This window comes from uncultured Shewanella sp. (assembly GCF_947495455.1).
Lineage (GTDB): Bacteria > Pseudomonadota > Gammaproteobacteria > Enterobacterales > Shewanellaceae > Shewanella.
Genome location: NZ_CANLZC010000054.1, coordinates 1 through 11,661, shown reverse-complemented (window position 1 = coordinate 11,661; position 11,661 = coordinate 1). Strand labels below are relative to the sequence as shown.

Below are 11,661 nucleotides of genomic sequence, written 5' to 3'. Positions count from 1 at the left end.
GGTGCATTACTAGGAAAAATGATGACGAAAGTTGTTTTAAGCTCAAATGTTTCGTGGTCTTTATATAACTTTAGACGCAATTTAATAAAAACACTATTGAAGAATGATTTTGATGTTTACATTGTTACGAAATCAGATTCTTATACTGAAAAGTTAGTTGAACTTGGTTGTAAATATATAAACGTAGACATTGATGCATCTGGTACTAACCCTTTTAGTGATTTAGTAGTCATAATGAGATTATGCAAAATATACTATAAGATTAAACCAGATTATATTTTAAATTTTTCACCTAAGAATAATATTTATAGTACATTTTCTTCGTATTTTTGTAATGCAAAAATCATTAATAATATTGCAGGGTTAGGAGTTGCTTTTATTCGTGAAACTTTCATCTCAAAGTTAATTAAAACTATGTATAAATTTACTCAGCATAAAGCAGATGTAATATTTTTTCAAAATCATGATGACAAAAATTTGTTTCTGGAACATGGGATTTGCAAAGAAAGTCAAGTGAAAATGCTTCCTGGTTCAGGTGTTGATTTGGAAAGATTTAGGCCATCTATATCTGTTGATAGTAGTAAAAGTAATAAACTTGTTTTTTTATTAGTTGCAAGAATGCTTTATGACAAGGGCGTAAAATACTATGTTGATGCAGCAAGAATACTCAAGTCACGCTATGGTTCTGATGTTGAGTTTTCTTTACTCGGTTTTATTGAGAGTGATAACCCCTCGGCGGTGTCTCAGGAAATAATGGATTCATGGACCTCTGAAGGTATTGTTAATTATCTAGGTGTTTCTGATAATGTCGAGAATGAAATGGAAAAAGCAAGTTGTATTGTTTTGCCATCTTATTATCGTGAAGGGGTGCCGCGCTCTTTACTTGAAGCTGCTGCACTTGGTAAGCCTATTATTACGACTGATAGTGTTGGCTGTCGAGATGCTGTGACTGATAATTATAATGGTTTTTTGTGTGAACCGAAATGTCTTGATAGTTTAGTTTTAGCTTTAGATAAATTTATTCAGATGGATTTTCAGACGCGTCTTGTTATGGGGAATAATAGTCGCTTTAAAGCTGAAGCTAAATTTGATGAAAAAATTGTTATTAATAAATATTTGTCTTGTCTACAGGATTGATTTCTTTAGCAGTATATAACTTTTTATTCAGTTCTAATAGTTTATAGAGTTGATGGAATAAAAAATAATGAATGATAACAATCTAGTTATTTCTAAAGGAAGTGTGAGTTATGCAGTGTTTTAGGTTTATACTATGAACATTCTTTTAACAGGAAGTTCTGGTTTTATTGGTTCATTTTTTTCAAGTAACTATCCTATAAAAAGATGTGTTGTCAGGAATTCGAACAAAGTAAGGCATGGTTCAGAACATTTAATCACTAATCTTGATGAGAATACTAATTGGAGTGGCGTTTTTAATGATATAGATACAATAATTCATCTTGCTGGTCTTGCTCATAATCATTTATTCAGTGAAGAGGATTATCAGGCAGTTAATGTATCTGGAACCTTACATCTGGCTAGAGAAGCAGCAAATGCTGGTGTAAAACGTTTTGTCTTTGTTAGTTCTATTGGTGTAAATGGAGCTACTACCATAGACACTCCATTTTCTAATAATTCAATTCCAAATCCACACAATGCTTTCTCGCGTTCTAAGTATGATGCTGAGCTTGCACTCAATAACTTAGCTGAGGATACAGGTATAGAAGTTGTTATTGTTCGGCCTACTTTAGTGTATGGGGCTGATGCTCCAGGAAATTTTGGTTCTTTGGTTCGGTTAATTCATAAAATCCCATTTTTACCTTTTGCTTTAGTGAATAATAAGCGTAGTTTTATTTCAGTGCAAAATTTATGTGATTTACTATTTACGTGTGCGAGTCACCCCAAAGCTCCAGGGAATACTTTTTTAGCATCAGATGGCGAATCGGTTTCAATAAAAGAATTCACCAATGAAATAGCTGCCGGTGTTGGACAGAAATTAATTCAAATTCCTGTTCCTGTTATATTCATGAAGCTCTTGGGTAGATTATTCATTAATAAGTCTTCGAAGATACAGCTATTGGTGGGTAATCTAGAAGTCGACTCTTCTAATCTTCAACATGTACTAGGTTGGAGAGCACCATATACAATGAAGCAGGCTATGAACTTTCTTTCAAGGAGTAAATGATGATTCGAGTGTTAGATTTTTTAGCGGCCTTCTTAGGCCTTTTATTTTTATGGCCAGTATTGTTAATTGTGATAGTTATAGGTGCTTTCGATACAGGTTCTCCGATCTTTGTTCAAACACGTGTTGGTCGTAACCAAAAACCATTTCAATTGATAAAGTTTAGGACCATGTCAGTTGAAACAGAGTCTGTTGCTAGTCATCTTGCAAGTAATACATCTATAACTAAATTAGGTTTTTTCTTACGTAAAACTAAAATTGATGAATTGCCACAACTTATTAATGTTCTGAAAGGTGAAATGAGTCTCGTTGGTCCTAGACCTAATTTGTTTAATCAAGATAGACTTATTAAGGAGAGAGAGGCTCTGGGAGTTTATAATGTCCTACCTGGCATCACGGGGTTGGCTCAAGTAAGTAATATCGACATGTCAACACCAGAACTATTAGCTAGCATTGATCGTAAAATGATCGATTCATTAACGATTAAAGGCTATTTTAAATATATTGTTATGACAGCTACTGGTAGCGGTAGTGGTGATGCAGTTAAATAGGGCTATATAAAATATGAAATACTTAGTAACAGGAGCTTCAGGTTTTATTGGAAGTCGGGTTGTAGAAATTTTAACCTCTCAAGGTCATGTTGTAATTGGAATAGATAATAATAATGACTATTATGATGTCAATTTAAAATATTCTAGATTAAAACGAATTGAGAATAAAAGTTTTAAATTCATTAATATGGATTTTTCAAATAAAATTGAATTAGATATTTTATTTGAAAAACATGTATTTGATAGAGTAATTCACTTAGGAGCACAGGCAGGAGTTCGTTATTCGATTGAAAACCCTATTGCCTATGCCGATTCAAATTTAGTTGGGCATTTGAATATTCTTGAAGCATGTAGGCATAATAATGTTAAACATTTAATTTATGCATCGTCTAGTTCAGTATATGGATTAAACAGTAAAACACCATTTTCGACATCAGACTCTGTCGACCATCCTGTATCTTTATATGCTGCGACCAAAAAATCCAATGAGTTAATGGCGCATTCATATTCACACTTGTATGGCATTCCTACAACCGGACTAAGGTTTTTTACGGTTTATGGTCCTTGGGGGAGACCTGATATGGCGCCTTTTATTTTTACTAGAAAAATATTGAAGGGCGAGCCAATAGATGTTAATAATAATGGCGATATGTGGCGTGATTTTACTTATATTGATGACATTGTAGAAGGTGTTGTGCGTATTGCCGATGTTATTCCTTCAAGCAATGCTGAATGGAATGTGGAGCAAGGAAGTCCAGCTTCAAGTTCTGCTCCTTATAGAATATATAATATAGGACATGGTAGTCCAATCAACTTAATGGAGTTTATTGAGGCTATTGAAGTTGAGCTAGGAATTGAAGCTAAGAAAAATTTTCGTGGAATGCAGCCTGGTGATGTGTATCAAACCTATGCTGATACTCAAGATTTATTTGATGCTGTTGCTTATAAACCTCAAGTGGGAGTTAAAGAAGGCGTAGCTCATTTAGTCAATTGGTATAAAGAGTTTTATAAATAGTTTGGAATTTAAATAATAATGAAAATTGCTATAGCAGGGACAGGGTACGTTGGTTTATCAAATGCTGTATTATTGGCGCAAAATAATGAAGTGATTGCAGTAGATGTCATTGCTGAAAAAGTTGATTTATTGAATGACAGAATATCACCTATTAGTGATGTTGAAATAGAAGATTTTTTAAAGACAAAACATCTTAATTTAAGGGCTACTCTAGATAAAGAGTTAGCTTATAAAAATGCTGACTTTGTGATTATTGCCACTCCAACCGATTATGATGTTGAATCAAATTATTTTAATACTTCATCCGTTGAATCGGTCATTAAGGATGTTATGTCAATTAATCCTGATGCTGTCATGGTCATAAAGTCCACAGTGCCAGTGGGTTTTACCGCAAAAATTAAAGAATCTCTTCAGTGTGAGAATATTATGTTTTCACCTGAATTTTTAAGAGAAGGTCGAGCATTGTACGATAATCTTCATCCTTCAAGAATTGTTGTCGGTGAGCGTTCAGAGCGTGCAAAGATTTTTGTTGATTTATTAGTAGAAGGAGCAATAAAAGATAACATTCAAGTTCTTTTAACTGACTCAACTGAAGCTGAAGCCGTTAAGTTATTTTCTAATACGTATTTAGCCATGCGAGTGGCTTATTTTAATGAGTTAGATTCTTATGCTGAATCTCATGGACTTAATAGTCAGCAAATTATTCAAGGTGTGGGGTTAGACCCAAGAATTGGTCAGCACTATAATAACCCTTCTTTTGGTTATGGTGGCTATTGCTTACCAAAAGATACTAAGCAACTATTAGCCAATTATGCCGATGTTCCGAACAATATTATAGCAGCCATTGTGGATGCCAATACGACCAGAAAAGATTTCATTGCCGACTCTATTTTAAAACGTGAACCAAGCATTGTCGGGGTTTATCGCTTAGTGATGAAGTCAGGCTCAGATAACTTTAGATCTTCCTCTATTCAAGGGATTATGAAACGCCTCAAAGCTAAAGGAATCGAAGTTGTCATTTTTGAGCCTACGCTTGAAGAGAATGAGTTTTTTCATTCTCAGGTCATTCGGGATCTTGAAGAGTTTAAAAATAAATGTGATGTAATTATATCTAACCGTATGGCAGAAGAATTACAGAATGTGAGTGATAAAGTTTATACGCGAGATTTATTTGGGTCCGATTAAATTCATTCCTCACTTTGCTAATTGCTAAATTCTTGAAAATTGCACGCAAAATTAGCTATTCATAAAAATTATTTCGTTTTTGGAGCTATAAATGGATTTTTTGCAAATTTTATTTTCGTTAAATCGAATGCAAAAAAGAGGTGTGAGCACTGCAATAGACTCATTGAGTTTATTCTTATCATTTTGGCTGGCTTTATTAGTGAGAACGGAATCTTTTTCTGTTTTTACTAATGCCGATTATTGGTTATTGATTACGTTAGTTTGCCCTATAAGTGTATTCATTTTCGCGAAACTTGGTTTATATCGTGCGGTTTTACGTTACATGGGGCTTCAAGCCTTGACGGCTATTTTATTAGGTGTGATCGTATCGACAATAAGCCTTATTTTTATGGCTTATTACGCTGAATTTGGTCTACCGAGAACTGTGCCTATTATTTATGGGGTATTTGCTTTAGGTTTTGTCGGCGGCTCTCGATTAACTATCAGGGCCATTGTGGGCTCAGGTATGAAGCGGGAAGGTGAGCCTGTTATCATTTATGGAGCGGGTGTCAGTGGTCGGCAATTAGTGACATCGCTAATGCAGAGCAAAGAATATTACCCTTTTGCATTTGTCGATGATGATAAAGCAACCCATGGCAGTGTCATTCAGGGTATTCATGTTCATTCACCTTCAATTATAAGAAAGCTCATACGCCAAAAATCCGCAACTAAAGTGTTACTTGCCTTACCGACAGTTTCGCACACTAGGCGAAAAGAAATCTTAATGTCTCTGGAACCTTTGGTTGTACAAGTATTAACCATTCCGGCTACAGCAGATTTAGTGGATGGGAATAAGTTATATAGTGATGTTAAAGAAGTTGAAATCGAAGACATATTAGGTAGGGAACCTGTTTCGCCAAGAGCAGATTTATTATCGGCCAATATTCAAAATAAGGTGGTAATGGTCACAGGTGCGGGAGGCTCTATTGGCTCTGAATTGTGTCGTCAAATTATTAAACTTAAACCTAATAAATTAGTCTTATATGAATTATCAGAGTTTGGATTATATTCAATAGAAAAAGAATTAACGACTTATATTAGTGATCATAATTTATCTATTGATGTTTTTCCTATGCTAGGTTCAGTGCAAGGGAAAAATAGAATTCAGACTGTGATGAAGACTTTTTCTGTCCAAACAGTCTATCATGCTGCAGCTTATAAGCATGTGCCCCTTGTTGAGCATAATGTTGTTGAAGGGATCCGTAATAATGTATTTGGTACACTTCATACAGCTAAAGCAGCCATTGAAGCGAAAGTAGAAACCTTTGTATTAATTTCAACAGATAAAGCTGTACGTCCAACCAATATAATGGGGACAACTAAGCGCATGGCTGAGCTTTGCCTACAGGCGCTAGCTAAAGAAAGACATTCTACTCGTTTTTGTATGGTTCGTTTTGGAAATGTATTAGGTTCGTCAGGCTCTGTGGTACCTCTTTTTAGAAAACAAATAAAAGCAGGTGGCCCCGTTACTGTCACCCATCCTGAAATAACGCGTTTTTTTATGACTATTCCAGAGGCGTCGCAATTAGTCATACAAGCAGGTGCCATGGGAAAAGGGGGAGACGTTTTTGTTCTTGATATGGGGGCATCGGTTAAAATTGTCGATTTAGCTGAGAAAATGATAAGACTCAGTGGTTATGAAGTGAAAAATGATGCTAACCCCGAGGGGGAAATATCAATTGAGTTTAGTGGCTTAAGGCCTGGTGAAAAGTTATATGAAGAATTACTCATAGGTGATGACGTTACAGGTACAGAGCATGAACGTATAATGACAGCTCACGAAGCTCATTTATCTTGGAAGGATTTATCAAAGATATTGAATGAGTTAGATTCGGCTTGCCATGAACTAAGACATCAAGATATTAGGGATATTCTATTGATTGCGCCAACAGGGTTTAACCCCACAGATAATATAGGTGATTTAGTTTGGTGTTCAACTAAGGTAGATGAAAAGCCATTAGAGTTAGTTGCTTCTTAATAGACAAGGTTGTAAATAAATGAAAGTTGTTATTCCTGTTGCAGGTTTAGGTACTCGAATGTTGCCTGCAACCAAAGCCATTCCGAAAGAAATGTTACCCCTTGTCGATAAACCACTTATTCAATATATAGTGAATGAGTGTGTGAACGCGGGGGTGAAAGAAATTGTATTAGTGACTCATGCCAGTAAAAATGCTATTGAGAATCACTTCGATACTTCCTATGAATTGGAGTCGACATTAGAGAAACGTGTTAAAAGGCAATTGTTGGCAGAAGTTCAGTCTATTTGCCCACAAGATGTGACTATTATGCATGTACGCCAAGGTGAAGCTAAAGGCTTAGGCCATGCAGTATTGTGCGCTAAACCTTTAATTGGTGATAATCCTTTTGCGGTAGTACTGCCTGATGTGATTTTAGATGAATATACTGCAGATCAATCAGAGGATAATTTAGCGGCTATGATTGCTCGTTTTAAAGAAACGCAATCCAGCCAGATAATGGTTGAGCCTGTGCCTATGAGTGAAGTGCATAAATACGGCATTGCGGATTGCAATAATGTGGTTTTAAAAGCAGGTGGCTCCGCGATCATTAATACTATGGTTGAAAAACCCAACATAGAGTTTGCGCCTTCTAATTTAGCTGTGGTGGGGCGTTATGTCTTATCAAGTAAAATTTGGCCTTTATTGGCCAATACGCCCAAGGGGGCGGGTGATGAGATCCAATTAACAGACGCCATTGATAAATTAATTGAAATTGACAATGTAGAAGCGTTTCATATGTCTGGTCAGTCTCATGATTGTGGTGATAAGTTAGGTTACATGAAAGCTTTTGTTGAGTATGGATTACGTGATGAGATATTAGGAGCTCAGTTCAAAACGGAGCTTAATCATATTCTATCTGTGTAATTCTCTATGTGTAATTCTCTAACATTCATTATAAAGTTTTTATGATAAATGTTATGTGCTCTTAAAAAACAAAACGGCTAGCGATGATAGATTGCTAGCCGTTTTTTTATGCGTTTTTTATTTTAATTATTGCCACCATGTTATGACTGAAACATTAAGGCGTGTTCTAATAGCTTTCATTCCTAGATAAAGGTAGACTTAGCGTCCAATTAAAGAGAGATAAGTTAAAGAGAAAGAAGTTAAAGAGGGATAAGCGTTAAGTGAAGAAAACTCAAGGTTCTTTGGGTTTTTAGTATTCATTAAAATTGAATGAGTTGAGTGTATAGTGGTCGGAAAATGAAAGTGTTAGTAACAGGCGGTGCAGGTTTTATCGGCTCTGAGCTTATCCGCTATTTGATTGAAGAGACGCAAAATTGCGTCATCAATGTCGATAAGTTGAATTATGCGGGGAATTTATGTTCCTTGGAGCAAGTGAAAGGTAATGATCGCTATTGCTTTATTCAGGCTGATATTTGTAATCGAACCGTATTGAAGGAAATTTTTGAGGTTCATCAGCCTGATGCGGTAATGCATCTAGCGGCGGAAAGTCATGTTGATCGTTCAATAGACGGGCCTGCGACTTTTATGCAAACTAACATTATGGGCACTTTTACTTTACTCGAAGTGAGCAGACACTATTGGGCGCAATTAAAAAGCGATAAGAAAGAGGGCTTTCGTTTCCATCATGTTTCAACCGATGAAGTGTATGGTGATTTGGATGCAATGTCCGAGCCTTTTACTGAAGTGTCTAACTATGCCCCTAGTAGCCCTTATTCGGCATCAAAAGCGGCTAGCGATCATTTAGTGCGTGCTTGGCATCGTACCTATGGTTTGCCTGTGTTGCTTTCCCAGTGTTCCAATAATTATGGACCCTATCAATTTCCTGAAAAGTTGATCCCCTTTATGGTATCTAACGCCCTTGCCGGCATGCCTCTGCCTGTGTATGGCAATGGATTACAAAGGCGAGATTGGCTTTTTGTCACTGATCATGTAAAAGCTTTATATCGTATTTTGCGGCAAGGAAAAGTCGGTGAAACCTATAACATAGGGGGGGAAACGGAAAAGTCAAATATCGAATTGATCAATAGCATCTGCGACATATTAGAGCAGTTGGTGCCGACTAAGCCAAATGGACTGGCATGCTACCGTGATTTAATTTGTCATGTTGATGATAGGGCGGGCCATGATGTCCGTTATGCCGTCGATATTACAAAAATCAAAAATGAACTCAATTGGCAGCCAACCACAGATTTTAATGCCGGATTATGGTCAACCGTTAAGTGGTATGTGGATAATCAAGCTTGGTGTAATCGCATGAAAAATGCAAATGTGAGTCCCGTTGATTTACATGAGCAGAGACTCTCTCATCAATGCTGTAACAATTACAGTAATGATTGTAGTAGTGATTGTAATAACAGCACTGCAGTAAAAGCAATGTGAATAAATAATGAAAGGCATTATTTTAGCAGGCGGAGCTGGTACGCGGCTTTATCCTCTGACTCAGTTTATTTCTAAGCAATTATTATTGGTTAATGGTAATCCAATGATACTTTATCCCTTATCTTTTTTAGTGAAAATGGGAATAAAAGAGGTATTGTTGATCACCCGCCCCAAAGATGCATCAGCATTTCAGCAGTTACTGGGTAATGGGAAACGCTTTGGTATATCACTTGAGTATGCTATTCAGGAGCAGCCTAAAGGGATTGCAGAGTCTTTTATTATCGCAGGATCTTTTATCGGTGATGACAACGTATGTTTAATATTGGGTGACAATTTCTTTTATGGCCCGTCACTTTTTAATGAGTTAACACGCAAAAATTTTTTTAATCCAGCAAGAGGCTTTGGAGCGACCGTGTTTGGCTATGAGGTCGATGACCCTCAGCATTATGGTATTGCAAGTTTGGATCAATTTAACAAAGTGATAGAAATTGAAGAAAAGCCTGCCTGCCCGATATCCAATATGGCTATTACGGGGCTCTATTGCTTTGATCGGCGCGTCGTTGAATTTGCAAAAAGGGTGATGCCATCAAAAAGGGGGGAGCTTGAAATCACTTCCATTATTCAGATGTATCTGGAATGTGGTGAATTAACAATGGAATTATTGGGCCCTGATGTAAGCTGGTTTGATATGGGGACCCATGAAAAGTTAAAAGCGGTGTCTTCCTTTATTCAGCAAGTTGAAGCGCAAACGGAGCAGTGTATTTTAAATATGGTATCTTATACGACAAAAAAAGATAAGGTGCGCTTGTGCGAGTGTTAGTGGTTGGCAAAAAGGGGCAATTAGGGAGTCACCTTTTTAGGTTGTTAAAATTGAGCCCTACACTTGATGTTATCGATATACCAGAATGCGATATTACCAATACGCTCGCGATTAATCATATTATGGATCAATGTCGCCCTGATGTCATTGTTAATACTGCCGCTTACACCGCCGTTGAGCAAGCAGAAACGGAACAAGACATAGCCTTTGATGTGAATCATAAAGGGGCTGCTTTATTAGCTCAAGCCGCAAAGGATATAGGGGCGATACTTATTCACATGTCGACTGATTATGTATTTGACGGGGAAAATAAGCATGCTTATGAAGAAAATGACGCCGCTTACCCTCAAAATATTTATGGTAAGAGCAAGCTCGCGGGTGAAACGGCCATCATTCACACTTGCCCTAAGCACATTATTATTCGTACTGCTTGGTTATTCAGTGAGCAGGACAATAACTTTGTGAGTACTATGCTAAAATTAGCACGGGATCGTGATGAACTCAGCATTGTCGATGATCAACGTGGTGGGCCCACTTATGTGGGGGATCTTGCCAATCTTATCCTGCATATCTTGATGCAATGTCAGCAATTAGAAAGACGTCATTGGGGCGTTTATCACTTTTCATGCTTTCCTTATGTGACTTGGTATCAATTTGCTCAGCAGATTTTTAAGCAAGCACATGCACTCAAAATAATAGATAAAATCCCTCGTTTAGTGCCAATTTCAAGCCAAGAGTATCCATCGAATGTTAATCGTCCTGCAAATTCAACACTGGATTGCGCCAAAATTAAGCGGAATTTTGGTATCGAAATGAGTGATTGGTCTAAGGCCTTGCCTAAGGTGATAATGCAGCGTATGGAGAGTCAGTATCAATAATGCAAGTGATTAATACTCAAATTGAAGATGTGAAAGTGATTATTCCAGCGCTATTTGGCGATGAACGGGGGTTTTTTATGGAAACCTGGCGACAAGATATTTTTAATGATCGAGTCGCCAATAGAGAATTTGTTCAAGATAACCACTCTCGTTCACAGCGTGGCGTGTTAAGAGGTTTGCATTATCAAACTGAGCAAACTCAAGGGAAACTCATCAGGGTGATAAGTGGAAAAATTTTTGATGTGGCGGTGGATATGCGAAAAGACTCCACCACATTTGGGCATTGGGTGGGGCAAGTGTTATCTGAAGAAAATCGACGTCAACTTTGGATCCCAGAAGGCTTTGCCCATGGATTTTATGTGATGAGTGATATTGCAGAATGCGTGTACAAATGCACTGATTATTATCACAGTGAGTCTGAGGTGAGCTTGTGTTGGAATGACCCCAGCCTTAATATTAACTGGCCTTTCAGCGATGCTCCCCTTTTGTCTGAGAAAGATAAAAAAGGGGTGAGTTTTGAGAAGGCGCCTTTTTTTATATAGTTATTTTAACTATCCCCGTGACTGATGAATCCCCAGTTTTTTTACTCACAGGTGATTCCCAGGAAGTTGATTTTATTTGGGAACTTTCATG

General features: G+C 37.1%; 11 protein-coding genes. All 11 read left to right on the top strand.

Annotation, left to right across the window (positions count from 1 at the left end; all coding sequences use genetic code 11):
* Nucleotides 1-18: 18 nt before the first annotated feature.
* The 11 genes from Q0791_RS14400 to rfbC all read left to right on the top strand — a co-directional run bounded on the left by Q0791_RS14400 (nucleotide 19) and on the right by rfbC (nucleotide 11,570).
* The gene (locus tag Q0791_RS14400; protein ID WP_299007636.1) at nucleotides 19-1,137 is read left to right on the top strand and encodes a glycosyltransferase family 4 protein; all 1,119 of its coding nucleotides are present in this window, start codon (nucleotides 19-21) and stop codon (nucleotides 1,135-1,137) included.
* Between the two features lie 133 nt (nucleotides 1,138-1,270).
* Nucleotides 1,271-2,182, top strand: a complete 912-nt coding sequence (locus Q0791_RS14395; protein ID WP_299007634.1) for an NAD-dependent epimerase/dehydratase family protein — start codon at nucleotides 1,271-1,273, stop codon at nucleotides 2,180-2,182.
* Nucleotides 2,182-2,730: a sugar transferase gene (locus Q0791_RS14390; protein WP_299007747.1), complete on the top strand. Its 549-nt coding sequence runs from the start codon at nucleotides 2,182-2,184 to the stop codon at nucleotides 2,728-2,730. The genes Q0791_RS14395 and Q0791_RS14390 overlap by 1 nt, the downstream gene beginning before the upstream one ends.
* A gap of 13 nt (nucleotides 2,731-2,743) precedes the next feature.
* Entirely contained in the window at nucleotides 2,744-3,745 is a 1,002-nt protein-coding gene (locus Q0791_RS14385) for an NAD-dependent epimerase (protein ID WP_299007632.1), read from the top strand.
* An 18-nt stretch (nucleotides 3,746-3,763) separates the two neighbouring features.
* Entirely contained in the window at nucleotides 3,764-4,930 is a 1,167-nt protein-coding gene (locus tag Q0791_RS14380; RefSeq protein WP_299007629.1) for a nucleotide sugar dehydrogenase, read from the top strand.
* 91 nt (nucleotides 4,931-5,021) lie between these two features.
* Complete coding sequence (locus tag Q0791_RS14375) at nucleotides 5,022-6,947, top strand: nucleoside-diphosphate sugar epimerase/dehydratase (RefSeq protein ID WP_299007627.1); 1,926 nt, start codon at nucleotides 5,022-5,024, stop codon at nucleotides 6,945-6,947.
* A gap of 19 nt (nucleotides 6,948-6,966) precedes the next feature.
* A complete protein-coding gene (galU, locus tag Q0791_RS14370) occupies nucleotides 6,967-7,851 on the top strand; it encodes a UTP--glucose-1-phosphate uridylyltransferase GalU (RefSeq protein ID WP_299007624.1) in 885 nt (294 codons plus the stop codon).
* A gap of 336 nt (nucleotides 7,852-8,187) precedes the next feature.
* Entirely contained in the window at nucleotides 8,188-9,330 is a 1,143-nt protein-coding gene (gene rfbB, locus Q0791_RS14365; RefSeq protein WP_299007622.1) for a dTDP-glucose 4,6-dehydratase, read from the top strand.
* A 7-nt stretch (nucleotides 9,331-9,337) separates the two neighbouring features.
* Nucleotides 9,338-10,150 carry a sugar nucleotidyltransferase gene (locus Q0791_RS14360; RefSeq protein ID WP_299007620.1) on the top strand — a complete coding sequence of 271 codons (813 nt, stop codon included), beginning with the start codon at nucleotides 9,338-9,340 and terminating at the stop codon, nucleotides 10,148-10,150.
* Nucleotides 10,138-11,028, top strand: a complete 891-nt coding sequence (rfbD, locus tag Q0791_RS14355) for a dTDP-4-dehydrorhamnose reductase (protein WP_299007618.1) — start codon at nucleotides 10,138-10,140, stop codon at nucleotides 11,026-11,028. Before Q0791_RS14360 ends, rfbD begins: the two co-directional genes overlap by 13 nt.
* Nucleotides 11,028-11,570, top strand: a complete 543-nt coding sequence (rfbC, locus tag Q0791_RS14350; RefSeq protein ID WP_299007616.1) for a dTDP-4-dehydrorhamnose 3,5-epimerase — start codon at nucleotides 11,028-11,030, stop codon at nucleotides 11,568-11,570. Before rfbD ends, rfbC begins: the two co-directional genes overlap by 1 nt.
* Nucleotides 11,571-11,661 lie beyond the last annotated feature (91 nt).

Excerpts from the sequence above, each read along its gene's own strand:
- Q0791_RS14400 (WP_299007636.1), top strand. The coding sequence starts at position 19 with ATGATGACGAAAGTTGTTTTAAGCTCAAATGTTTCGTGGTCTTTATAT.
- Q0791_RS14395 (WP_299007634.1), top strand. The coding sequence starts at position 1,271 with ATGAACATTCTTTTAACAGGAAGTTCTGGTTTTATTGGTTCATTTTTT.
- Q0791_RS14390 (WP_299007747.1), top strand. The coding sequence starts at position 2,182 with ATGATTCGAGTGTTAGATTTTTTAGCGGCCTTCTTAGGCCTTTTATTT.
- Q0791_RS14385 (WP_299007632.1), top strand. The coding sequence starts at position 2,744 with ATGAAATACTTAGTAACAGGAGCTTCAGGTTTTATTGGAAGTCGGGTT.
- Q0791_RS14380 (WP_299007629.1), top strand. The coding sequence starts at position 3,764 with ATGAAAATTGCTATAGCAGGGACAGGGTACGTTGGTTTATCAAATGCT.
- Q0791_RS14375 (WP_299007627.1), top strand. The coding sequence starts at position 5,022 with ATGGATTTTTTGCAAATTTTATTTTCGTTAAATCGAATGCAAAAAAGA.
- galU (WP_299007624.1), top strand. The coding sequence starts at position 6,967 with ATGAAAGTTGTTATTCCTGTTGCAGGTTTAGGTACTCGAATGTTGCCT.
- rfbB (WP_299007622.1), top strand. The coding sequence starts at position 8,188 with ATGAAAGTGTTAGTAACAGGCGGTGCAGGTTTTATCGGCTCTGAGCTT.
- Q0791_RS14360 (WP_299007620.1), top strand. The coding sequence starts at position 9,338 with ATGAAAGGCATTATTTTAGCAGGCGGAGCTGGTACGCGGCTTTATCCT.
- rfbC (WP_299007616.1), top strand. The coding sequence starts at position 11,028 with ATGCAAGTGATTAATACTCAAATTGAAGATGTGAAAGTGATTATTCCA.